Below are 22578 nucleotides of genomic sequence, written 5' to 3'. Positions count from 1 at the left end.
GGACCGGAAAGGGACGGCGAGAGCATCATCAAGGTGGTCGTCGGCGGTGGCGTGAGGGGAAGTTGGATAGTCGTGCCGGGCCATTGCCGGTGCAACAAAGCACGTCCGGAGTTGTCATCCTGAGGTGCTTTCCCGCGGCTCAATAGCGCTGCGGGAAAGTCTCGAAGGATGACGCGGCGAAGAAGGCGTATCGGCGGTGGGCTTGCGGCTCATCCTTCGCGGCTCGTGCGCGCTGCATTCGATTCAGGCCCAATGCGCATGATGCCCTAGCGCCTATAGGATGACGGAGCATGCGCGGAGCGACTGGGCGCCGCGCGCGACGTGCCCAACTCAGCGGGGCTTAACGGCGCTGCGCGCCGCCGTCGAGCTTGCGCAATGGTTGGCGGGGGGCGTGCGCGTCAGCGCACTTGCGGCGTTTGCCTGTCCTCGGCCTTAAAATATTTGCGGGCGTGCGCGACGATCTGACCATCGGAGGGATGATCGACGTTTTCGACCGCCGCGATCTTCTGCTTGAGCGACGGATTGTGCTTCTCGATGTATTTTTCCAGCGCGTGCTTGGTGTTGGCGGGGCCGACGATCAGCACCGCGCCGGCATCGGCGATCGCTTCCATTGCCGATTGCAGAAAGTGCTGATCCTCGGGTTCGTGGCCGCTGCCGATCGTGCGCTTGTGATGGATGTGGCGGTCGGCATGATCGGAATGCACCACGAACTTGTCGGCTTCGCTGGGGTTGAAATGAAACACCCGAGCTTCCTTGTGATCGATCCAGATCACCGCGTGGAAGTGGCTCATGATCATGTCCTTTCAAGAGGCAAAGAGCCCCCGAATTGCCGTGAGCGTCGCCCCATTAATTGAATGCTAGCACCGCTAGGCAAGATGTCACGCGCCGGCGTTGATGCACCGCTAGCGGACAGAGGGCGCGGTGCGAAATGACGAGGCGTCCGGCAGGCACAGATCACCATCGCCCGGGCCGGTGATTTCTGGCGACTGTAGCAAGGTCGTCGTGGCCGCGGCAGCAAGAGTGGACGGCGTGGGCTCGTAGATGGCGTAGCGGTTCTTGCCGTTCTTCTTGGCGACGTACAACGCCTGATCGGCCGCATCGATCAGCCGTTCGGGATCGCTGCCGATGTCGCAGGTCCATTGCGCGACGCCGATTGATGCTGAAATCGCGTCAAATGGCTGGCCGCGCTGCACCTGACAGGCTTCCACCACGCTGCGCGCGATCAGCGCGCCATCGCGCGTGGTGCTGCGCGGCATCAAAATTGAGAACTCGTCGCCGCCCACCCGTGCCAGCAGATAGTCGGGGCGCAGCCGCTCTTGCGCGGCGCGGGCGAAGGCGCGCAGGCAATCATCGCCGGCGCCATGACCGTAACGGTCATTGACGCCCTTGAAGCCATCGAGGTCGATCGCCAGCACGGTGAACGGCATGCCGGACAGCTGCGCTTCGGTGCACAATTCGTTCAGGCGTTGCAATGCCTGGCGGCGATTGGCGACGCCGGTCAGTTCGTCCACCAATGCCAGGCTGGCCATCTCATTTCGATGCCGGTCGAACGACAGCAGCAGGAAGCTGATGCCCCACAGCATCGACAGGAACGACAGCAGCACCACCAGGCAGGCCTGGACGACGTTGAAATGCAGCGTCTGCAGCTCGCCGCCGATGCCCAGCAGTGCCGCCACGGAACGGATCGCCAATACGGCCAGGATCAGCGCCGAGACCAGCGCGGTCAGCCAGATGCCCGGCTGGGTGCGCCGATCGGAACGCGACAGCAGATAGCGCAGCGTCAGTGCGATCGGGATGGCGTGAGCAATGGAGTAGACCACGATCCGCATCGCCATGTTCTCGGCGACATAGGTGAAGATCGCGATCGCGACCGCGCTTACGCCCGTCACCACGGCGGTGACCAGCCAGCCGCTCGGCAGGCGGAAGAAGCGGAAAAGGCCCATCATGCCAAGGCAGTTGGCGAGCACCATCAGCGTGCTGCCGAGCACCAGCGGCATCGGCGAGTCGACCACGCCGCGGAGCAGCGCAACGGCGGCGCCGAGCGCCGCACAGCCGGTCGCTGCACCCCAATACCGGGCTGGCAAAAAGTTCGGATGACCGCGCAGCACATAGGCCCACACCAGTCCGAGGGCCGAGAAATTAACCACGAACAGCAGCCAAACCGTAGGAATGCTTAGCATCGTTCGCCCCCTCCGCCTTTGGCGGTCGACCAGTTGCTGGCTCGCGACATCTGCAGGCAATGCTCCCGTAGGCGCGGGAAGGTGGCCGGTCAGCGATTAAGGGAATCTGACCATCCTGGTGAAAACCCTAGCGTGGTTGTGAAACCATGAACGAATGCACGCTGAAGGCGAGTGGGTTTTTAACCGTGATTTCGCGAGTGCGGCACGAAAGCGGCAGGGTCCGGCACCGGCTATGCAGCCGTGACGGTCGGTTCGGGCTTCAAATACCGCACCGGCTCCGCTAGGGTCCGCGCCGCCGCGGCGCCCGCTCCGAAGGGCGCCCATCTCCCGGACGACCATGAAGATCACACAAGCTTTCAGGTTCGAAGCCGCGCATCGGCTGCCGAACGTGCCACCGACCCATCGCTGCCACCGCATGCACGGCCACTCCTATCGCGTGGAGCTGCAGTTGCAGGGCGATGTCGATGCGACCACAGGTTTCGTGGTGGATTTCTTTGAGATCGAGGCGGCGTTTGGCGGGCTGCTGGCGCAGCTCGATCATCATTGCCTCAACGACATCGAAGGGCTGGAAAATCCGACCGCGGAAAACATCGCGATCTGGATCTGGCAGCGCACCAAGCCGGCCTTGCCGCAATTGGCCCAGGTGCGGGTGTTCGAGACCCCCGATTGCTGGGCGGAATATGACGGCGCGTAACGCCTGAAAACGACAACGCCCAGCTTGCGGCCGGGCGTCATGGATCGCAGGAGAGACGAGGGAAGGTCGCTCAGGAGGCTGAGCCGACCTTGCCGCGCTGTTCTTCGGTCTGCTTTTCCCAGCGCAGAATGGTGTCGTGCAGCGTGCGGAACCGCTCCTCGACGGCGCCGTCAAACATCGGGTCCTTGCGCTCATCGATGCGGGCGTCGATCTGCGCCCAGTCCTCAGGGGTGAGCACGTCGAGCGCGGCCGGAAACAGCATGCTCTCTTCCTTGATCATGTGGCGGCGCTGATGGTCGATGAAATCCTCAGCGGCGATGTGGAATGAGGCGCGCGGAATTTCCTGATCGGCGAGGATGTCCTCGACCATCTGCGAGAAGCGCCGCAGCCGCTCGGCTTCCAGCCGGTGATCGGCTTCGATGTCGCCGACGGCGCCAGCCACTTCAGGGCTGCGCTGTTTGAGGATCTGAAACACCACGTCCTCTTTGGGGTGGTGACACTTGTCGGGAAAATCCTCGAAATATTCGATGATCGCCTGGAAGATCTCGTAGTCGGGACGTTCCCGGCGATCGAACACTTTGAGCTCTTGCTCGAGCACGTTGAGCAGCTTCGCGATATTGCGGTGCTCTTCCTGCAGCATTTCGATCATACGGGACATTGAGGAACCCCTGTTCGCAGCCAAATTCATTCTGGCCATGCTGCTACGCCAATGACACGGCACTAGGCAAGGCCGTCACTGAGCGCTTGCAACATATTGCAGGGTGAGGGCTGATCCTTGCGTTGAATCAAACCCCAGCCGCGGCGTCAGCGGCCACGGCTGCGCAAGCTGCCATTGCTACTCACAATCGCACGGTGCGCAGCCGCAGCGCATTGCCGATCACGCTCACCGAGGACAGCGACATCGCGGCCGCGGCAATGATCGGCGACAGCAGCAAGCCCAGGCTCGGATAGAGGATGCCGGCCGCGATCGGGATGCCGGCGCCGTTGTAGATGAAGGCGAAGAACAGGTTTTGCCGGATGTTGCGCATGGTGGCCTGCGACAGTTTGCGCGCCCGCACGATGCCGCGCAGATCGCCCTTCACCAGCGTCACGCCGGCGCTTTCCATCGCGACGTCGGTGCCGGTGCCCATCGCGATGCCGACATCGGCCGCGGCCAGTGCCGGCGCGTCGTTGACGCCATCGCCGGCCATCGCGACGATCCGACCGCTCTGCCGCAGCTTTTCCACCACCGCGCTTTTCTGGTCGGGCAGCACCTCGGCCTCGACCTCGGCGATGCCGAGCTTGCGCGCCACCGCCTGCGCCGTGGTGCGGTTGTCGCCGGTCAGCATGATCACTTTGATGCCGGCCGCGGCGATCGCCTGCAGCGCCGCCGGCGTCGAGGATTTGATCGGATCGGCGATCGCAAACAGCCCGGCCAGCCGGTCCTCCACGGCGATCGCGATCACCGTGGCGCCGTCCTGGCGCAGCGTTTCGGCGCGGCTTGCCAGTGCGGTCAGATCGATGCCTGCGGCCGTCAGGAACGCGGTGCTGCCGATCAGCACGCGCCGTCCATCGACCTCGCCGCTGGCGCCCTTGCCGGTCGGGGCCTCGAACTTGGCGACCTCGCTGAGCGCCAGCGCGCGCTGCTGCGCGGCGCGCACGATGGCATCGGCCAAAGGATGCTCGCTGGCGCGCTCGACGCTGGCGGCCAGGCGCACCAGCCGCGCTTCATCAAACCCGTCGGCCGGCACAATCTCCACCACATCAGGCTTGCCCGCGGTCAGGGTGCCGGTCTTGTCGACCACCAGCGTGTCGATCTTCTCCATGCGCTCGAGCGCTTCGGCGTTGCGCACCAGCACGCCGGCCTGCGCGCCGCGGCCGACGCCGACCATGATCGACATCGGCGTGGCGAGCCCGACTGCGCACGGGCAGGCGATGATCAGCACGCTGACCGCGGCGATCAGCGCAAAGGTGAAACGCGGCTCCGGCCCAAAACTGGCCCAGGCGGCGAACGCGATCAGCGCCACCGCAATCACGGTCGGCACGAACCAGCCGGCGACCTGATCGGCGATGCGCTGGATCGGCGCGCGCGAGCGCTGCGCCTGCGCCACCATCTGCACGATGCGCGACAGCATGGTGTCGCGGCCGACCTGCTCGGCGCGCATCACAAAGCCGCCGGACTGGTTCAGCGTGCCGGCGATCACCTTGTCGCCGATTTCGCGCGACACCGGCAGCGACTCGCCGGTGACCAGCGCTTCGTCGAGCGTGGCGCTGCCTTCCAGAATGACGCCATCGACCGGCACTTTTTCGCCGGGGCGGACGCGAATTCGGTCGCCGGCCTGCAACGCATCGATCGGCACTTCGTGATCGGCGCCGCTGTCATCGATGCGGCGCGCGGTGCGCGGCGCCAGCCCGAGCAGCGCCTTGATGGCGCCGGAGGTGGCCTCGCGGGCGCGTAGTTCCAGCACCTGGCCGAGCAGCACCAGCACGGTGATCACCGCCGCGGCCTCGAAATACACCGGCACCACGCCGCCATGGCCGCGGAACTCGGCCGGGAACAATTGCGGCGCCAGCGTGCCGACCACGCTGTAGCCGAACGCCACCGCAGTGCCGATCGCAATCAGCGTGAACATGTTGAGATGGCGCGTTCGCACCGATTGCACACCACGCACGAAGAACGGCCAGCCGGCCCACAGCACCACCGGGGTGGCGAGCGCGAATTGCAGCCAGTTGGACAGCCACGGATCGACCCAGTTATGCGCGCCGGCGAGATGGCCGCCCATTTCCAGCACCACCACCGGCAGCGTCAGCGCCAGCCCGATCCAGAACCGACGCGACATGTCGAGCAGTTCGGGATTGGGGGCGTCGTCGAGCGTCACCAGTTCCGGTTCCAGCGCCATGCCGCAGATCGGGCAGGTGCCAGGGCCGATCTGGCGGATTTCCGGGTCCATCGGGCAGGTGAAGATCGTGCCTTCCGGCACCTCGGGCGCGGGCTTGCGCTTGGCGGGATCGAGATAGCTTTCCGGGTCGGCGGCGAATTTGCCGCGGCAGCTGGCCGCGCAGAAATGATAGCTTTGCCCGTGATACTCAAAATGATGCGGCGTGGTGGCGGGATCGACGCGCATGCCGCACACGGGATCGATCACTTCGCCCGCTGCGGGCGTCGTGGTCGCGTGGTGATGGTCGTGATGATGGTCAGCTGCGCCATGACCGCCGCAGCAGGCGCGCGGCGCGGCCTGTGCCGCCATGGGCGCCGCAGCTGTTGCCGGCTTGGAGGCTGCTGGCTTGGCCTGAGCGCCGCCGCAGCATGAGCCGGAAGTGGGAGCAGATGGTTGCAGATAACGCGCTGGATCGGCGCTGAACGCGCTGCGGCAGCCAGCGCAGCAGAAATGATAGGTGATGCCTTGATGGTCGAAGCGATGCGGGCTGTTCGCGGTGGCGACGCTCATGCCGCATACCGGGTCGATCGCGCTCGCCGCGCCGGCCGTGCTGCGCGGTGGCAGCTCGGTGAGCTGCACGAGCTCTGGTTTGGCAGACGCTTCGGTGGCGGTCTTGCCTGCCGGTGCCGAGTCGGCCTTGTTGCCACAACAGCCGCCCGCGTGAGGTGTATGGGAATGGTCGGATGCAGTCATGACGGCCTCCATCGAGGAATCGGCGCTGTGGGCTTGTAACCCATACCCGGTAGGGGTATATAAACGAGATGCGAAAAGATATCAAGGCGTCGTGCCAGAAGCGGCTGAGCCGGATCGAAGGACAGGTCCGTGGGCTGTCAAAGATGGTCGATGAGGATCGCTACTGCATCGACATCGTCACGCAGATCGCGGCGGTGCGCGCGGCGCTGCGCCGGCTCGAGGAGGAGATCCTCAAGGATCACGTCGGGCACTGCGTCGAGCACGCCATCACCAGCGGCGACAAGGACGATCAGCGCCAGAAGATCGCCGAGCTGATGGCGGTGATCAGCCGCGCGGACCGCTAGCCTCGGCCTGGCTCTTGGCGGGCCGGAACAGGCTGCGGGTCATGTCGGAAACACCGTCGGTGAAGCGCGACCAGTTGCACGACAGCGACGGCTCCTTGCAGCGATTCTGCTTCGGCTTGGCTGGCGGTTTTGGCCGCTGTACCGTGGCGCGCGGCACGGCTGCCACCGGCCGCGGCGGCGCTGCGGCGCTGGCGTGCGGGTTGGCAGCGGACGGGCCCGGCAGATGGGCGACCACGGTGCGCGGCGCGCTCGGCACAGGTTTGTCCGTCTGCTTGTTCGTTTGCTTGTTCGTTTGCTTGGGCGGTTGTTTGGCGGCCTGTTGCTGAGCAGAGGCTGGGCGGGGTGCTTGCGCCGGTTTGGCGGCGCGGGTCTGGCCGGTGGTGTGCGGCCCCTTGGCCGCATCGGCGCTGGCTTTGGCCTCGGTTAGTTCGCGCTGCCGGCGCGCGAAGGCCGCGGCGATCAGGCTGCGCCGGTGCTGATCGAGAAACTCGGTGTAATGGCGGTCGATCTCGCGCTGCTCCTCCGCCGTCGGATTCGGTCCGGCGATGTCGAAGTGCTTGTCCTGCATGAAGTCGTAATAGGTGTAGCCGCCGCCAGGCTTGCGCCTTCCGGCGAATTTCGCCTCGCAGCCGGCGATCAGCGCTTCGCGTTGTTTGGCTTCGGTGGTCTTTTCGGCGCGCGCGGCGCAGTCCTCATAGTCGACCGGTTCGCGCGCCCACCACTGCGCTTGCGCGGGCCCGGGCAGCGCAACCATGGCTAACGCGATCGTCGCCAACAGGGAAAATGGTAAGCAGGACTGTTTCACAGGACGTCCCAGGCTGATCCAGCCGGGAGTGTGCGCAATATGCGGTCGTTGTCACCCCTGTTTCGGCGGGGTTCACCGCTTTTGGTCACAAAAGAGGTATAATCAAGCCGATCGGCTGTCAGTTGGTCGCGACCGGAATCGCCTCAGCGTCCTCGTCGGCGTGTTCCAGCGTCGACAGTTTTGCGGTGGATTTGCCCCGGCAAGACCAGGAGATCAGCGCTTCGTCGCCGACAATCGACAGGATCACGCCGGTGACGCAGCCGTGGACGCAGGTCACCTGATCACCCACCGAAAAGTGCTCCTGTTCCAGGGCGGCTTCCAGCGCCGCGCGGATGCAGGCATCGTCAGCGCCGCCGCTGGCGCGATACGCAGCCATCGCCTTGGCGATCATCTTGTCGGTGACTTTGATCTGAGTGGTCATGTCGAACCTCAATGGTCTAGTCCACGTCGCGAAAGCCTGCACTGTTTGCCTTAACGAAGCCCTGCAGATGATACCCCCTGCTGATCACACTAGGTTGGCGGCAAATGCTACCGGGAGAACTATCTCGCAACTGCGAAGATAACAGCTTGAGGTGAATCAAAAAGGGCCGCCGGAGGGGCAGCCCAGAACAAAAAAACGTGACGGCGCAGCCGAAGCTGCGCCGTTTGATCGTTAGACGAACTTTCTGATCACACAGCGATCGAGTGGCGAACCGAGGAGTTGCGCAGATAGGTGTCGAACACCGCAGCGACCACGCGCGCCAGCGGCTGGCCCACGGCGGTCAGCGCCAGCTGGCCGCTGGCATAGGTGATGACACCGTCGGTCTGCAGCTGCTCGATCGCCTCGCGCTCGTTCGCATACCAGTCGTCGGCGACGCCGAACTGGCGGCCAGCGGCGGTGAGATCGACCTTGCCGTCGCACATGATGCGCTCGATCACGTGCGCCCGCAGTTCATCCTGGTCCTTGAAGGCGTGGCCGCGGGCCACCGGCAGCTTGCCGGCGTCGACTGCGCGCATATAGGCGCCAGTCTCGCTGATGTTCTGCACATAGCCGTGCGGGGTGCGGCCGATCGAGGTGGCGCCGATGCCGATCAGGGTCGGCGAGGCATCCGGGGTGTAGCCCTGGAAGTTCCGGTGCAAAGCGCCGTTCTTGGCGGCTTCGGCGAGCTTATCGCCGGGCAGCGCAAAATGGTCGATGCCGATGCGCACATAGCCGCCCTTGACCAGCGCGTCAGCGGCCGCACGGGCCTGCTCAGCGCGCTGCGCCGGGGTCGGCAGCGCCTCGGTCGGGATCATCTTCTGGTTGCTGGCCACCCACGGCACGTGGGCATAGCCGAACAGCGCGACGCGATCCGGCTTCATCTCGATGCATTGTTCCACCGTGCGGCGCAGGTCCTCGGCGGTCTGATAGGGCAGGCCGTAGATCAGGTCGAAGTTCAATTTCTTAACGCCGACCGAACGGAACCGATCCATGGCGTTTTCCACCATTTCGGGCGGCTGGATGCGGTTGATCGCCTTCTGCACCTTGGGGTCGAATTCCTGCACGCCGAAGCTGGCGCGGGTGAAGCCGATCGCGCCGATCTTTTCGACCATCGCGTCGGTCAGGGTGCGCGGGTCGCTTTCGATCGCCAGTTCGGCGTCTTCGATGAGCCGGAAGCGATCGGCGATCACCGCCATCAAGGTGGCGAGGTCTTCTGGGTCAAGCACCGTTGGGGTGCCTCCGCCGAAATGCAGATGCCCCACCGGCATGCGCGCCGGCATCGCATCGGCCAGCATCTCGACCTCGTCGAGCATGTGCTTGAAATAGGTCGCCACCGGCTCATAGCGCGCGGCGAGCTTCATGTTGCAGCCGCAGTACCAGCACATCTGCTTGCAGAACGGCACGTGCAGATACAGCGAGATCGGCTTGTCCTGATCGAGCTGGGCCAGCCAGCCACGATAGACCGACTCCGGAAATTCCGAGACGAAATGCGGCGCGGTCGGATAGCTGGTGTAGCGCGGGACCGAGCTCGTGGCGTATTTTTCCAATGCTGAGGTCATTTGGTTCGGCCTTCGATTAATCCCTCGCGATCAGCGAGACGAAACTGCAGATGACGCGCTGTTGCGCGGTTGTCCGGCTTGGTCGCTGCAGCCACAGCCACAGCAGCCTTGCGTAGCGGTGGGGACGGCGCCGGCACAGCTGGGCTCGACGGCGGCGCGCCAATCTACCACGAAGCGGCAGCAGGGATCGCCATGGGCCGCACATGCAACTTCAACAGCGCGCGACTTCGGCGACACCAGCACCTGGAACAGCCGCTGAAACACCGCGGCGTGCCAGACGCACACCAAGCTCTCCGCGCGTTCGCCGGCGACGATCGGATTGCCGGCGATTTCGAAGACCACTTGGCGGCCGACTTGGCCGGAGAAGCGGCCCGAGCCGGCAAATGTCCAGGAATGGGCCGAGATGGCCTTGACCAGCATCCGCGCCGCCAGCGGTGCCGGCAGCAGCTTGAGGATCACCTGCGCAAACTTCGGGATGCGGTTGGCGAGGATGTAATCCCCGGTCCGCAGCCCGGCATCGTTCAAGATCGCCACAGCCTGATCGGGCGGCAGCAACTGCCGCACCGTCTGGTGGATCGCAGCCACCCGTCGTTCATCGACCATTTCAGCCGGCGGCTGCGCCAGCCAATCGCTGGCGCCTGCCGTCGTGAAGATGGTCTTGGCTTGATCGTGGAGCCCGGCCGCGGTCAGCGCCTGAATAAGCTGAATGACCGCGTTCGGACCGATCTTCGCCGCGTGAGAGAGCTCAGTCACAGCCGCCGGATCAGTGGCGGCTGACCGAGTTCGCGCCGTCGGCCTTGTCCAGGACCTTGGCCTGCAGCGCCGCGCATTCCGCGTCTTCGGTCATCTGCTCGGTGCCGCCGCCGCAAGCGGAGACGATCGTGGGCTGAGCCTTGCGCGAACGGTCGGCGTTGGCCTCCCAATCGGCGGTGGTACCGACTGCACGCGACCGCGTGGTGTCGAACTTGAAGTCCACCTTCTTCTTGGACTGCGGACCCCAATAGCCGACCCGGCCGAGATCGTAGAACTTGCGCTCGAAACCAGCCTTCAGGAACGCCTTCAAGCAGCCGAGCAGGTAACGCCGGCGCCGGCCGGTGCCCGACCACGGATAGGAGAAGAACGCCTTCGACATGTAGAACCGGCGATAGTTGTTCATCACCCGGTCGAGCAGTTCGCCGCGCTCCATCGCCGCCGGCTTAATGATCGGCGTGACGAAGTTGTACTTGTCGAAGTCGAACACCTCGACCTTGTCGCTGAGTTCCTTGAACAGCGGCGTGAACGGCCAGGGCGTGTACATCGACCAGTTGGCGAGGTCGGGCGCCCAGTCCTTGGCCATGCGGTAGGTTTCTTCCAAGGTCTCCGGGGTCTCGCTGTCGAGACCGACAATGAACTGCGCCTCGGTGACGATACCGGCTTCACGCAGCAACCGGATCGCCTTCTTGTTGTCGGCGATCTTGGTTTCCTTGTTGAACAGGTCGAGCTTCAGCTGAGCAGCGGCTTCGGTGCCGAGCGAGACGTGCATCAGGCCCGCCTCGTTGTAGAACTTCAGCAGCTTCTCGTCGCGCAGAATGTCGGTCACGCGGGTGTTGATGCCCCACTGCACCTTCTTGTTCAGGCCGCGCGCGATCAACTCTTCGCAGAACTGGATAAACTTCTTGCGATTGATGGAGGGTTCTTCGTCGGCGAGGATGAAGAAGCCGACCTGATACTTCTCGACCAACTCCTCGATCTCGTCGACCACCTTCTTCGGATCCCGCACGCGGTAGTCGCGCCAGAACTTCCACTGCGAGCAGAACGAGCAGGTGAACGGACAGCCGCGCGCCATGTTCGGAATCGCGACGCGGGTGTTCATCGGGATGTAGCGATACTTGTCCCAATCAAGGATGCCCCAGTCGGGCTTGATCGCATCAAGGTCCTTGATGGTGGGCGCCGCCGGCGTGGCGACGATCTTGGCGCCTTCGGCGGTCTGGTCGATATAGGCGATGCCCTTCACTTCCGCGCGATCACGCGGCCAGCGGCCTTGCTCAATGGTGCGGGCGAGATCGACGATGATCTCTTCGCCTTCGCCGCGCACGATCGCGTCGATCCACGGCGCTTCCGTCAGCACTTGCTGATACATGAAGGTGGCGTGCACGCCGCCGAGCACGGCGATGCAATTCGGATTGACCTGCTTGGCAATCTGCAGCGTGCGCTCGGCCTTATAGATCGACGGGGTGATCGAGGTGACGCCGACCATGTCGGGCTTCTGCGCAGCCAGATACTCCGCGAGCTTCTCCTCGGGGATATCATCCGTCATCGCGTCGATGAACTGAACGTCGGTGAAGCCGTTCGATCTCAGCGCGCCGGCGAGGTACGCCGCCCAAGCCGGCGGCCAGTTTCCCGCGATTTCGGCGCCGCCAGAATGGTAATTCGGATGAATGAGAATGATGCGCACTGACTCTCTCCCGTCATTGTCAAGTCAAAATGACATATCGCCTGTAGGTGAATGTTGACGCAGATCAAACGACTGGTGCAGGGGTATTCCCAGCCGGTTCTGCGGGTCGCTATCGCTCTGCTGTCTCCGTACTCAAACCTTCAAGCGACGCAGTGGTGCGGACGTGATCGTCGCGCGTGACAGCGACTGCACGCCCTGCCGTGAAACACAATCCGCCATTGGTCGCGATGCATCCACGCACCGTCGCGCGCGGCACAGAATCGTCTGGCTCGGCTTCATATCAGGAATCGAGATTGAACTTGGCTTCGCTCTGCAGCCAGTTGAGGATTTCGACGTTCAGGCAGTAGCGTTGATAGCTCGGCACCAGCGTGCCGGCGGCGATATCGTTGTCGCACTCTTGCTTGTGTTCACACATCGCGCAAGCCCGGCGCAGATCGTTGAGGAGCATCGGCTCCTTTTCTGCCAACGAGCGAATGCTGATCTTCAATGCTTCGAGCAAGCATGGCAGTTCCTTAGAGTTGCTGCCCTTGGTTGCGAGGGCGCGCAATTCGTTTGGCGACAAGCCGAAATCCTTGACCATGTTGGCCATGGCGCGGCCGAAGGCGGCGAGCTCCTCGGGGCTTGCGATGATCTCTTCCCATTCCCGGATAACATCGGCCACTTCGTTCGGAAGACGAGTGCCTCGTGAATGCTTGCCGGACGAGGTCATGGACGCCTCCAACCCATACTTGACAAGAATGCTGTCATGGGGGGCGGCTTTTCCACTTGCGCCAGATCAAGGAATGATATGCGCTGCGAATTGGGCCTCGGTGGCCGTGACGGCGTTGCTGGATCTGGTTGCCGATGTGTTAACAAGGCTTGGTCGGTGACCTGACGCTGCGCGCAGCGCTGTGTGTGGCAACAGGCGAGCGGTCGGCTGCGGCGCGGCCTTGAAGGCCGCCGACGCAACAATAATGAGGCCGGCGCCAGCCGGTGCCTGGACTGGGGGAGGAAGTGCGGTGCTGATTGCGCTGTTCGCCGATATTCACAGCAATCGTCAGGCTTTCGAGGCCTGCCTCGCCGACGCCCGCGCGCAGGGCGCCGAGCAAAACGTGCTGCTCGGCGATTATGTCGGCTATGGCGCCGATCCGGACTGGGTGGTGACCACCGTGATGGAGCTGGTCGACGCTGGCGCGTTGGCGGTGATGGGCAATCACGATTGCGCGGTCGGCAACACCAAGGTGCAGCTCAATCTCGAAGCGCAAGCGGCGATGGAATGGACCCGCGGCGAACTCGGCGTCGCGCAGCGCCGGTTTCTCGCCAACCTGCCGATGAAAGAGGAGCAGCACAGCCGACTGTACGTTCACGGCGAGGCCACACGGCCGGAGAACTGGATCTATGTCACCGATTCCAGCGTGGCCTCGCGCAGCATGCAGGCCACCTTTGCCCATGTGACGTTTTGCGGCCACATCCACCGCCCGGCGCTGTATTCGTTGTCGGTCACCGGCAAGATGACGTCCTTCGTGCCGACCAGCGGCGTGCCGGTGCAATTGCTGCCGGGGCGGCAATGGCTGGTGGTGGTCGGCTCGGTCGGCCAGCCGCGCGACGGCAACCCGGCGGCGGCCTATGCGCTGTTCGACACCGAGACCCGCGAGGTGCACTATTGCCGCGTCCCCTATGATATCGCCGCCGCGGCGGCCCGGATCCGCAACAACGGGCTGCCGATCTCGCTGGCGGAGCGGCTGTCGGTAGGGCGCTGACCATGATCTCCGTGACGCTGGAGCCGGGCGCCACCATTGACGGCTTTGTGATCGAAGAACCGATCCATCAGGGCGGCATGGCGACGCTGTTCATCGTGCGCCGTCCGGATTCCCCGACCCAGATGGTGATGAAACTGCCGCGGATCGGCGAGGGCGAGGACCCGGCGGCGATCGTCAGCTTCGAGATGGAGCAGATGATCATGCCGCGGCTGTCGGGCCCGCATGTCCCGGCCTATGTCGCGGCTGGCGGCTTTGACGTGCTGCCCTACATCGTGATGGAGCGGATCGCCGGCAAGGCGCTGCTGTCCCGGCTGCCCGAACTGCCGTTGCCCTATGACGACGCCGTGCAGATCGCAGCCAGGATCGGCACCGCGCTCGCCGATCTGCACCGCCAGCACGTCATTCACCACGACGTCAAGCCGAGCAACATCATGTTCCGGCCGAGCGGCGAGGCGGTGCTGCTCGACTATGGCTTGGCGTGCAGCGATGTGCTGCCCGATCTGATGCAGGAGGAATTCCGGCTGCCGTTCGGCACCGCGCCTTATATGGCGCCCGAGCGGCTGCTCGGCGTACGCGACGATCCGCGCAGCGATCTGTTCGCGCTCGGCGTGCTGCTCTACTTCTTCACCACCGGCGAGCGGCCGTTCGGCGAGACCGAGACCATGTATGGCATGCGCCGGCGGTTGTGGCGCGATCCGCCGCCGCCGCGCCAGTTGCGGCCTGACTATCCGCCGTGGCTGCAGGAAGTGGTGATGCGCTGCCTGGAGATCGAGCCGGCCTGGCGCCATCCGACCGCGGCGCAGCTGGTGTTCGACCTGACCCATCCCGATCAGGTCAAGCTCACCACCCGGTCGGAGAAGCTGAAGCGCGATCCGTTCACCACGGCGCTGCGCCGCCGCTTCAATCCGGAGCTGCGCCAACGGCGCGCCAGCGCCTCGCTGGCCGCGGAACTGTCGTCGGCGCCGATCCTGATGGTGGCGATCGATCTTGCCGAAGGCTCGACCGCGCTCAACGACGAATTGCGGCTGACCGCCGAGCGGATTCTGGCGACGTTGCCATCGGCGCGGCTGGCCTGCGTCAACGTGCTGAAACTCGGCCGCATCACGCTGGACAAGACGCTCGACGCCCATGGCCAGAACAAGCATGTCGACCGGCTGGTGCAACTGCGCCATTGGGCCGAGCCGCTCAAGCTTTCCGACGACCGGCTGACGGTGCATGTGCTGGAGGCCGTCGATCCCGCCGCGGCCATTCTCGACTTCGTCGAAGCAAGCCACGTCAATCACATCCTGATCGGGGCGCGGCGCACTTCGGCGCTGCGCAAGCTGCTCGGCAGCGTGTCGGCCAAGGTCACCGCCGAGGCGCCGTGCACCGTCACCGTGGTACGCAAGCCCGCGCCATCCCGATCCGGGCTGCGCACGCCGGAGTCCGACCCGGAGGCCGAGGCCTCGGCCTAGCGCCGATCGGCGTCGGATCGGGCGGCGAACCGGCCGCGGCCGGTGCGCCGTGAGCGCGCGTCAGCTGATCATCAGGCGGTCGTCGACCGACGCCACCCCCGGCGTCGACCAGGCGGCGTTTTGCACAGCGAGCCGTTCGTCCCAGGTCTCGACGCTGCCTTCCAGCACCACGGTATTGCCGTTCTGCACCGTGACCCGGATCGGCTTGCTGCCGATCTCGGCATGGCGTTTCAGCGCCGATTCGATATGGGCGCGGATACTGGAGGTGTCGACCTGCGGATTGTTGATTTCGATCAGATTGGTGACGCCCTGCACGCCGGCGAGCTTGCGCACGTCGTCCTCAGCCGCGCTGCGTTCATAGTGCCAGTCGACGGTGCCGGTCAGCGTGATCCAGCCGTCCTTGACGTGCACCTCGACGGCATTGGCCGGCACCAGCACATTCCAATCAAGAATATCGGTGGCGCGTTGCGCAATCTGGTCGTCCGCCGCGCGATCAAAGCGATAGCGCACTTCGATCGACTCGGACAGCGCCCGCACGCCCTTGACACGGCGCACAGCGGCGATCGCGGCAACCTTCTCGGCATAGCTGCTGACATGGCCGGTCAGCGTGACGGCCTTGTTCTGGACACTGACCTTGAGGTGGTCACTGTTGAAACGGGGGTCGAACTCGAACTCATCGAGGATGTGCAGACGCAACTCGGAGTCGGTCATGGGATGCCTCTAGACGGAACGGATCGGAATGCGGCGCATCATCGGCGCAAGAAGCGCAATGACATTGATCCGAATCAACAGCGCGCAGGCTGATACCGGCCGCGGCAGACTACCCGACAACGCGCCGGCGAGCGCGCCGTTCGTGGCGCCGGACAAGGCGGCAGGGGCGGGCCGGGCAGCGGAGGCCACAGCTCAGCCGTGCCGGTGCGCCACTCCGCGCTGACGCGTCGATGCAAGTCGAGAGCGGCGGGGATGAGTGCAGATCTAGTGTAGCGCTGCGAAACGTGCCGGCTCGGCACGTGTAGTCGTGATCAATTGCGGCATTGCTCACCGTCGCACAGCGCATGCCTCATGACAACTGTGCGTCATTGTTGCGCTTCGACTTGCAATGCGATCGATGCGTGTGGTTCGCGCGCGAAGCGTTTGTGTTCGCATCAAGCAGGGGCGTGGGCAGCATCTCGATCACAGATCGTCATGGAGAGGTCGCTGTTATCGTTCGTCATCGATGCTCGTAACCCCTTGTAAACTAATTGGGCGATCTGGGCGCTCCCCGCGTTCGGGATTGCCTTGTGTTAACTGCCAATTTCGCGCCAAACGATAAACCGAAATTCACAGATGAACTCGACGTCGAAGGAACGTGCCATGGGCGTTCAACACAAACACGACATGAAAGCGGCACCTGCCTTGGGCGACACCACTTTCGGTCTGTTGAGCCTGCTGGTGGTGGACGACGACGCGGTTCAGCGCGGCTTGATCGCCGGTGCGGCGGGCAAGGCCGGGTATGAAGTCACCGAGGCTGCGAGCTGCGCCGAAGGCATCGAGTTGCTGCGCACCAGGTCTTTTGCCTGCGTCACGCTCGACCTGATGCTGGACGACGGTGACGGTCAGGACGTCATGAAAGCGATGGCCGAGGCCAATTATCAGGGGCCGGTGATCGTGATCAGCGGGATGAGTTCGGAGCGCCGCCGCGCCGCGCGGCAATATGCGCGCTCGCTCGGCATGGATCTGCTGCAGAGCTTTCCAAAGCCGATCGATCTCGCCGCATTGCGCATCTCGCTCGCCAATCTGCGTAGCACCATGGCAGGACTGCCGATTGTGCACTCCTGGGGCGAAGTGTGTGGCCCGCGCTTTGAGCGCTAGGTGAGACGGCGTTTCGCGCCTCGTATCTAAATTGGTGTATCGCGATGGTATCAGTATCGATCGTCGCGGGCGTTGCCGTGGTTGTTGTCGTTTAGTTGTAAAACCGTTCGATTGTGACCATTGGTTAAGGGGCGCTGTGCCACCCTTACAACCGAGAGTCCGGGACGGCTTGTAGTTCAACTCCTCCCCTTAGCTTCTCATCCGTGTCCAATGTCGCGACCTCGTGATCCACGTGGCCGTGAAGCCCCGTCTTGCGGCCACGCGAGATCAGGTCGCGCCAGAATAGATGATGGTCTTTTATGTTTAGCTTGCGTCTATCCCACAAAATCAACTCGATCAGTGTGCTTGGCATCCTTGGTGTCCTGATGCTTGGCGCGCTGTTCTGGATGGGGGACGCCTCCCAGAGTGTCCATCGCCAGCTGGACGATCGCGCTCGCGCGATCGGCGAACTGCAGGATCGCATTCACATGACGATGCTGGAGATGCGGCGCGCCGAGAAGGATTTTCTGCTGCGCAAGGATGAGAGATACGTCGCCGATCATAACCGGCTGAGCCAGCAGCTGAGCGACAATCTCAAGGAGATGGAGCGCCGCATGGACGCCGCCGGCCGCGCCGATTTGCGCGTGCAGTTGCAGACCGTGCAGACCGGCAACGCCGACTATGTCGCGCATTTCGGCGCGCTGGTCGCCGCGCGCGTCAAGCTTGGCCTCAATGAGAATGCCGGCCTGGAAGGCAGCCTGCGCAAATCGGTGCACGAGGTTGAAGGCGCGCTCAAGACGATCGATCAGCCGTCGCTGGCGGTCTCGATGCTGATGATGCGTCGCCATGAGAAGGATTTCATGCTGCGCGGCGTCGCCAAATACGGCGAAGATCTGAAGCAGCGCGCCGACGAGCTGCGCGGCAAGATTGCCCAGACCGAGCTGCCGGCGCCGGTGAAGGCCGATCTGCGCGCCAAGATCGACGCCTATCAATCCGCGTTCGCGTCCTGGATGGAGACCTCGCAGCTGGTCGCTGCCGAGCAGAAGGCGATGTCGGCGAGCTATGCCCGGATCGAGCCGATCATGGCCGAGGTCGAGCGCGTCACCGCGCGCGATCGGGCCGAGGCGCAAAAGGCCGAGCAGGCGGCGCGCGCGGCCACCCAGCTGCGCATGCAGATCGGCATCGGCGTGATCATCGTGGCGGTCGGGCTGCTCGGCTTCCTGATCGGCCGTTCGGTGTCGCGTCCGCTCACGGCGATGAACAAGGCGATGCTGGAATTGGCGAACGGCAATTTCGCCGTGGTACTGCCCGGCCTCGGCCGCAAGGACGAAATCGGCGAGATCGCCAGCGCGGTCGAGACCTTCAAATCGAAGGCCGAGCAGAAGGCCCGCGATGAGCTCGAGGTCAAGGCGGCGGAAGATCAGCGCCAGGCGGAGCTGCGCCGCCTGGACATGATCCAGCTCGCCGACCACTTCGAGAGCGCGGTCGGGCAGATCATCGAAACCGTGTCGGCCGCGTCGTCCGAGCTGGAAGCGTCGGCCACCACGCTGACCGCGACCGCATTGCAGTCCCAGAACCTGGCGCGCGGCGTCGCGGTCGCCTCTCAGGAAGCTTCGACCAATGTCAATTCGGTGGCGAGCGCCACTGAGGAGATTTCGACGTCGGTCGGTGAGATCAGCCAGCAGGTGCAAAAATCGTCGCGGATCGCCGGCGAGGCAGTCGAACAGGCTCGCGCCACCAATGCCAGCGTCGGCGATCTGGCGTCGGCGGCGGCGCGGATCGGCGAGGTGGTCGAGCTGATCAACACCATCGCCGATCAGACCAACCTGCTGGCGCTGAACGCCACCATCGAGGCGGCGCGGGCCGGCGATGCCGGGCGCGGCTTTGCGGTGGTCGCCAGCGAAGTGAAGGCGCTCGCCGAACAGACCGCCAAGGCCACCGGCGAGATCAGCCAGCAGATCGCCGGCATTCAGACCGCGACCCAGGACTCGGTGTCGGCGATCCAGAAGATCGGCACCACGATCGCGCAGATGTCGGAAATCTCTTCGACCATTGCCGCGGCAGTGGAGCAGCAGGGCGCCGCGACCCAGGAAATTTCCCGCAACGTGCAGCTCGCCGCCAGCGGCACCCACGACGTCTCGGCCAATGTTGCCGAGGTCGAGCACGGCGCGACCGCCACCGGCTCGGCGTCCAGCCAGGTGCTGGCGGCGGCGCAGACGCTGTCACGCGACAGCGCTCGTCTGCAGAACGAGGTCAGCAAATTCCTGGCCACGGTCCGCGCGGCGTAAACTGTCACACGATCGATAGGTGAGGGGTGGCGGCCATCCAGCCCGGTGGCCGCCCTTATCATGCGCGTGCATCACGACGTGCGAACTGCCGCCTTCGATTGCCAAAGACATAGCCGAAATCTTAACGGCAAGTAACGGGGCGCCGCGGTCAGCGCGGCGTGCCCAAACTCACTGTACTATTATGAGTGTCGAGTGGCGATGTTTGAGCAATCTGACGGCGCCTGCGCGGCGTTTATGGCCCAACCTCATCATTCTATTGTCGAACTGAGATTAAGACCTGCCCTTTCGTAGATTTACGAAGACGATACAAATTTAATCGTATCGTCCCTGAGCGAGCAGGCAGCCGGCCATTTACTCGGCTGGCGTGCCAGAGCTCGTGCCGATGACTGTCTCCCTCTCCTGATTGCGCCTGAACTTGGCGTCGTCGCCGCGCGACGATGCGCAAGAACGGGCCAACATGCCCGGAGTTCGAAGCTTGAGCACCGATTGCTTCACGGTCCGCGCGGAGCGAACGGTCGTCGATCTTCAAAAGCAGGATTGGGCGCCAAGTGGTCGCGCTCGTCCCGTCACGCCGTCCCTGATTTTCAAAGCCATCAATGAACGGCGACCGCTGCGGCGGCGCCCGTGTCTTCAGTTGTTTCCGTAATCGTACCCGTGGAGCACTTTCAATGCGTAACAACCAGCCCGTCACCTCGAACGAATATGTCCTCGGTGATGACACGCTGATCGTTTCGAAGACCGATACCAAGGGACGGATCACCTATTTCAATCAGCAGTTTCTGGAAGCGTCGGGGTTTACGCATGAGGAGCTGATCGGTCAGCCGCATAATGTCGTGCGGCACCCGGACATGCCGGCCGAGGCGTTCGCGGATCTGTGGGACACGGTGAAGGAAGGCAAGCCGTGGGCTGGCGCAGTCAAGAACCGCCGCAAGAACGGCGATTTCTATTGGGTGCTGGCGAGCGTGACCCCGATCTGGGAAAACGGCGAGGTCACCGGCTTCATGTCGGTGCGCACCAAGCTGCCGGCCGATCAGCGCCAGGAAGCCGAGGACGTGTATCGGCTGTTCCGCGAAAAGAAGGCGCACAACTACCGGGTGGTGGCCGGCATCGTGCGGCGGCGGAGCTGGCGCGATGCGTTTGTGATGTTCTCGCGCACGTTGAAGGCGCGGCTGACCACGCTGGTGGCGGTGCAGGCCGCGTTGATGGTGCTGATCGGCGCCGCCGGTCTGTGGGCGACGCACGACACCAACATCCGGCTGCAATCGATCTTCGAGCAGCGCGCGGTGCCGCTGTCGCAGCTCTACACCATCAATGATCGCATGCTCGACAGCGCCATGGCGATCCGCGGCATCTTCATTCGCGCCAAGGTCGGCTCGCCGCTCAGCGACGTCTCGCAGCGCGTGGCAGACAACTCCAAGCTGATCGACAAGACCTTTGCTGACTATTCGGCGAAGGAGCGCACGATCGAGGAGAAGCGGCTCGGCGAATTGTTCGCGCAGCACAACCGCGCTTATTTCGAGCAGGCGATTCAGCCGGGCATGGCGATGATCGCCAGCGGCCGGTTCGACGAACTCGGGGTGTTGCTGACCGGCAAAGCGCGCGACCTGTACGACGCCGCCAAGGCCGACGTCGATGCGCTGGTCGAGCTGCAGATCAAGGAAGCCAATGGTCAGTACGAAGCGAGTCAGCACGAATACCATCTGGTGCTGAGCGTGTCGCTGGCACTCTTGGTGATCGGCCTCGTGCTCGGCACCCTGATGGGGCTGTTTGCGATCCGCGCCATCGTGCGTCCGGTCGGCCGGCTCAATGCCACCATGCAGGCGATCGCGCAGGGTCAGTTCAACAGCCGCGTGCTGGTCGAGCGTGACGACGAGGTTGGCGTGGCGCTGCGTAACATCCAGGCGATGCAGAACAAGCTCGGCTTCGACCGCGAGTCGCAGCGCGATGCCGCCGAACGTGCCGCGCATGACCGCAAGCTCGAGATGCATCAGCTCGCCAACAATTTCGAAGGCGCCGTCGGCGAGATCATCGAAACGGTGTCGTCTGCCGCGACCCAGCTGGAAGCCTCGGCTTCGACCCTGACGCAGACCGCGGATCGTTCCCAGGAGCTCAGCGCCTCGGTGGCTGCGGCGGCCGAGCAGGCCTCCGCCAATGTGCAGTCGGTGGCGTCGTCGGCTGAGGAAATGTCGTCATCGGTGAACGAAATCAGCCGTCAGGTTCAGGAATCGTCAACCATAGCAACGGTTGCCGTCGATCAGGCGCGGCGTACCAATGATCGCGTCGGCGAACTCGCCGAAGCGGCTTCGCGCATCGGCGACGTGGTGGAATTGATTAACACCATCGCCGGTCAGACCAACCTCTTGGCGCTCAACGCCACCATTGAAGCGGCGCGCGCCGGTGAAGCGGGACGCGGCTTTGCGGTGGTCGCGAGCGAAGTGAAGGCACTCGCCGAACAGACCGCCAAAGCGACCGGCGAGATCAGCCAGCAGATCAGCGGCATTCAGGGCGCAACCCGGGATTCTGTGGCTGCTATCAGGGAGATCGGCGACACGATCGGCCGCATGTCGGAGATCGCTGCCACCATCGCATCGGCGGTGGAGGAGCAGGGCGCGGCAACCCAGGAAATCGCGCGCAACGTGCAACAGGCCGCGATGGGCACCAGCGAAGTATCGTCCAATATCGTCGACGTGCAACGCGGCACCACCGAGACCGGCTCAGCGTCGGCGCAGGTGCTGTCGGCGGCGCAATTGCTGTCGCGCGACAGCTCTCGCCTGCAGCAGGAAGTCGTTCGATTTTTACGCAATGTGCGCGACGTTTAACGTCGCGCGCCACTTGTTGCGATTCACTCGTATTTGTACCGGCGAGAAAATTAACGCCTGCGTAGAGCTGCGCCCGCTACTGCTGCAGCAGAGTGGAACGTGCGTTCGATGAGTACACGAAATGTAAGGTGTTGCTCGCCCATGCTGCAGGCTCAACCAGACCGTGACGCCATCCGATGAGGCGCCAGACTGCAGCGTAAGCCGGCGAGGAAAATCGCTGGTGTGAGTAGCGAGCGAAGCTCGAAGAGTGACGGAGGCGTATCGCGATGGACGACTTGTTGCGCGAATTTCTCACTGAGACCAACGAGAGTCTGGACACTGTCGACAATCAGTTGGTTCGGTTTGAGCAAGATCCGAACAA

Annotated in this window: 19 protein-coding genes; 7 read left to right on the top strand and 12 right to left on the bottom strand. The window is 63.9% G+C overall.

Annotation, left to right across the window (positions count from 1 at the left end; genetic code table 11):
- Positions 1-398: 398 nt before the first annotated feature.
- Both BJ122_RS10445 and BJ122_RS10440 read right to left on the bottom strand, forming a co-directional pair.
- On the bottom strand, positions 399-797 hold the full coding sequence (locus tag BJ122_RS10445; protein WP_110780982.1) for a translational machinery protein: 399 nt from the start codon (positions 795-797) through the stop codon (positions 399-401).
- Between the two features lie 105 nt (positions 798-902).
- The gene (locus BJ122_RS10440) at positions 903-2180 is read right to left on the bottom strand and encodes a GGDEF domain-containing protein (RefSeq protein ID WP_110780981.1); all 1278 of its coding nucleotides are present in this window, start codon (positions 2178-2180) and stop codon (positions 903-905) included.
- Positions 2181-2517: 337 nt separating this feature from the next.
- Between BJ122_RS10440 and queD the strand changes: the two genes are divergently transcribed.
- Positions 2518-2874 (top strand): 6-carboxytetrahydropterin synthase QueD, encoded by a 357-nt coding sequence (gene queD / locus BJ122_RS10435; RefSeq protein WP_110780980.1) that lies wholly within the window; start codon positions 2518-2520, stop codon positions 2872-2874.
- A gap of 70 nt (positions 2875-2944) precedes the next feature.
- On the opposite strand, the gene BJ122_RS10430 is transcribed toward queD, so the two are convergent.
- Complete coding sequence (locus BJ122_RS10430) at positions 2945-3532, bottom strand: hemerythrin domain-containing protein (protein WP_110780979.1); 588 nt, start codon at positions 3530-3532, stop codon at positions 2945-2947.
- A 181-nt stretch (positions 3533-3713) separates the two neighbouring features.
- Positions 3714-6485, bottom strand: coding sequence for a heavy metal translocating P-type ATPase (locus BJ122_RS10425; RefSeq protein WP_110781061.1), 2772 nt, complete (start codon positions 6483-6485; stop codon positions 3714-3716).
- A 68-nt stretch (positions 6486-6553) separates the two neighbouring features.
- On the opposite strand from BJ122_RS10425, the gene BJ122_RS10420 reads away from it, so the two are divergent.
- Positions 6554-6829, top strand: coding sequence for a metal-sensitive transcriptional regulator (locus tag BJ122_RS10420; protein WP_027276543.1), 276 nt, complete (start codon positions 6554-6556; stop codon positions 6827-6829).
- On the opposite strand, the gene BJ122_RS19880 is transcribed toward BJ122_RS10420, so the two are convergent.
- The 6 genes from BJ122_RS19880 to BJ122_RS10390 form a co-directional block, all read right to left on the bottom strand.
- The gene (locus tag BJ122_RS19880) at positions 6810-7583 is read right to left on the bottom strand and encodes a hypothetical protein (RefSeq protein WP_110780978.1); all 774 of its coding nucleotides are present in this window, start codon (positions 7581-7583) and stop codon (positions 6810-6812) included. The genes BJ122_RS10420 and BJ122_RS19880 overlap by 20 nt on opposite strands.
- Positions 7584-7752: 169 nt before the next feature.
- Entirely contained in the window at positions 7753-8055 is a 303-nt protein-coding gene (locus BJ122_RS10410) for a preprotein translocase subunit YajC (RefSeq protein WP_110780977.1), read from the bottom strand.
- A gap of 248 nt (positions 8056-8303) precedes the next feature.
- The gene (gene hemN, locus BJ122_RS10405) at positions 8304-9653 is read right to left on the bottom strand and encodes an oxygen-independent coproporphyrinogen III oxidase (RefSeq protein ID WP_110780976.1); all 1350 of its coding nucleotides are present in this window, start codon (positions 9651-9653) and stop codon (positions 8304-8306) included.
- A gap of 30 nt (positions 9654-9683) precedes the next feature.
- The gene (gene bchJ, locus BJ122_RS10400) at positions 9684-10406 is read right to left on the bottom strand and encodes a bacteriochlorophyll 4-vinyl reductase (RefSeq protein ID WP_110780975.1); all 723 of its coding nucleotides are present in this window, start codon (positions 10404-10406) and stop codon (positions 9684-9686) included.
- 10 nt (positions 10407-10416) lie between these two features.
- Entirely contained in the window at positions 10417-12087 is a 1671-nt protein-coding gene (gene bchE, locus BJ122_RS10395; RefSeq protein WP_110780974.1) for a magnesium-protoporphyrin IX monomethyl ester anaerobic oxidative cyclase, read from the bottom strand.
- A 280-nt stretch (positions 12088-12367) separates the two neighbouring features.
- On the bottom strand, positions 12368-12796 hold the full coding sequence (locus BJ122_RS10390) for a hypothetical protein (RefSeq protein ID WP_110780973.1): 429 nt from the start codon (positions 12794-12796) through the stop codon (positions 12368-12370).
- 289 nt (positions 12797-13085) lie between these two features.
- On the opposite strand from BJ122_RS10390, the gene BJ122_RS10385 reads away from it, so the two are divergent.
- Together BJ122_RS10385 and BJ122_RS10380 are read left to right on the top strand one after the other, a co-directional pair.
- The gene (locus tag BJ122_RS10385; protein WP_110780972.1) at positions 13086-13826 is read left to right on the top strand and encodes a metallophosphoesterase family protein; all 741 of its coding nucleotides are present in this window, start codon (positions 13086-13088) and stop codon (positions 13824-13826) included.
- A gap of 2 nt (positions 13827-13828) precedes the next feature.
- A complete protein-coding gene (locus tag BJ122_RS10380) occupies positions 13829-15280 on the top strand; it encodes a serine/threonine protein kinase (protein WP_110780971.1) in 1452 nt (483 codons plus the stop codon).
- A gap of 60 nt (positions 15281-15340) precedes the next feature.
- On the opposite strand, the gene BJ122_RS10375 is transcribed toward BJ122_RS10380, so the two are convergent.
- Complete coding sequence (locus tag BJ122_RS10375) at positions 15341-15991, bottom strand: BON domain-containing protein (RefSeq protein WP_110780970.1); 651 nt, start codon at positions 15989-15991, stop codon at positions 15341-15343.
- A gap of 666 nt (positions 15992-16657) precedes the next feature.
- Here BJ122_RS10375 and BJ122_RS10370 point away from each other — a divergent pair.
- Positions 16658-17131, top strand: a complete 474-nt coding sequence (locus BJ122_RS10370; RefSeq protein WP_245407698.1) for a response regulator — start codon at positions 16658-16660, stop codon at positions 17129-17131.
- Positions 17132-17445: 314 nt separating this feature from the next.
- Here the strand turns inward: BJ122_RS10370 and BJ122_RS19600 are convergent, their stop codons facing one another.
- Positions 17446-17598, bottom strand: coding sequence for a hypothetical protein (locus BJ122_RS19600; protein WP_245407691.1), 153 nt, complete (start codon positions 17596-17598; stop codon positions 17446-17448).
- Here BJ122_RS19600 and BJ122_RS10365 point away from each other — a divergent pair, their 5' ends adjacent.
- Together BJ122_RS10365 and BJ122_RS10360 are read left to right on the top strand one after the other, a co-directional pair.
- Positions 17599-19398 (top strand): methyl-accepting chemotaxis protein, encoded by a 1800-nt coding sequence (locus BJ122_RS10365; RefSeq protein WP_245407690.1) that lies wholly within the window; start codon positions 17599-17601, stop codon positions 19396-19398. It begins immediately after the preceding gene.
- A 668-nt stretch (positions 19399-20066) separates the two neighbouring features.
- Positions 20067-22217: a methyl-accepting chemotaxis protein gene (locus BJ122_RS10360; protein WP_110780967.1), complete on the top strand. Its 2151-nt coding sequence runs from the start codon at positions 20067-20069 to the stop codon at positions 22215-22217.
- Positions 22218-22578: the final 361 nt, after the last annotated feature.

It is taken from the genome of Rhodopseudomonas faecalis (genome assembly GCF_003217325.1).
Lineage (GTDB): Bacteria > Pseudomonadota > Alphaproteobacteria > Rhizobiales > Xanthobacteraceae > Rhodopseudomonas > Rhodopseudomonas faecalis.
The sequence above is the reverse complement of the archived record's forward strand: the minus strand, read 5'-3'. Positions and strand labels throughout refer to the sequence as shown.

Excerpts from the sequence above, each read along its gene's own strand:
- BJ122_RS10440 (WP_110780981.1), bottom strand. The coding sequence starts at position 2,180 with ATGCTAAGCATTCCTACGGTTTGGCTGCTGTTCGTGGTTAATTTCTCG.
- BJ122_RS10380 (WP_110780971.1), top strand. The coding sequence starts at position 13,829 with ATGATCTCCGTGACGCTGGAGCCGGGCGCCACCATTGACGGCTTTGTG.
- BJ122_RS10390 (WP_110780973.1), bottom strand. The coding sequence starts at position 12,796 with ATGACCTCGTCCGGCAAGCATTCACGAGGCACTCGTCTTCCGAACGAA.
- BJ122_RS10370 (WP_245407698.1), top strand. The coding sequence starts at position 16,658 with ATGAAAGCGGCACCTGCCTTGGGCGACACCACTTTCGGTCTGTTGAGC.
- BJ122_RS10445 (WP_110780982.1), bottom strand. The coding sequence starts at position 797 with ATGATCATGAGCCACTTCCACGCGGTGATCTGGATCGATCACAAGGAA.
- BJ122_RS10375 (WP_110780970.1), bottom strand. The coding sequence starts at position 15,991 with ATGACCGACTCCGAGTTGCGTCTGCACATCCTCGATGAGTTCGAGTTC.
- BJ122_RS19880 (WP_110780978.1), bottom strand. The coding sequence starts at position 7,583 with ATGGTTGCGCTGCCCGGGCCCGCGCAAGCGCAGTGGTGGGCGCGCGAA.
- BJ122_RS10430 (WP_110780979.1), bottom strand. The coding sequence starts at position 3,532 with ATGTCCCGTATGATCGAAATGCTGCAGGAAGAGCACCGCAATATCGCG.
- BJ122_RS10420 (WP_027276543.1), top strand. The coding sequence starts at position 6,554 with ATGCGAAAAGATATCAAGGCGTCGTGCCAGAAGCGGCTGAGCCGGATC.
- BJ122_RS10365 (WP_245407690.1), top strand. The coding sequence starts at position 17,599 with ATGACGATGCTGGAGATGCGGCGCGCCGAGAAGGATTTTCTGCTGCGC.
- queD (WP_110780980.1), top strand. The coding sequence starts at position 2,518 with ATGAAGATCACACAAGCTTTCAGGTTCGAAGCCGCGCATCGGCTGCCG.
- BJ122_RS10410 (WP_110780977.1), bottom strand. The coding sequence starts at position 8,055 with ATGACCACTCAGATCAAAGTCACCGACAAGATGATCGCCAAGGCGATG.
- BJ122_RS10425 (WP_110781061.1), bottom strand. The coding sequence starts at position 6,485 with ATGACTGCATCCGACCATTCCCATACACCTCACGCGGGCGGCTGTTGT.
- hemN (WP_110780976.1), bottom strand. The coding sequence starts at position 9,653 with ATGACCTCAGCATTGGAAAAATACGCCACGAGCTCGGTCCCGCGCTAC.
- BJ122_RS10360 (WP_110780967.1), top strand. The coding sequence starts at position 20,067 with ATGCGTAACAACCAGCCCGTCACCTCGAACGAATATGTCCTCGGTGAT.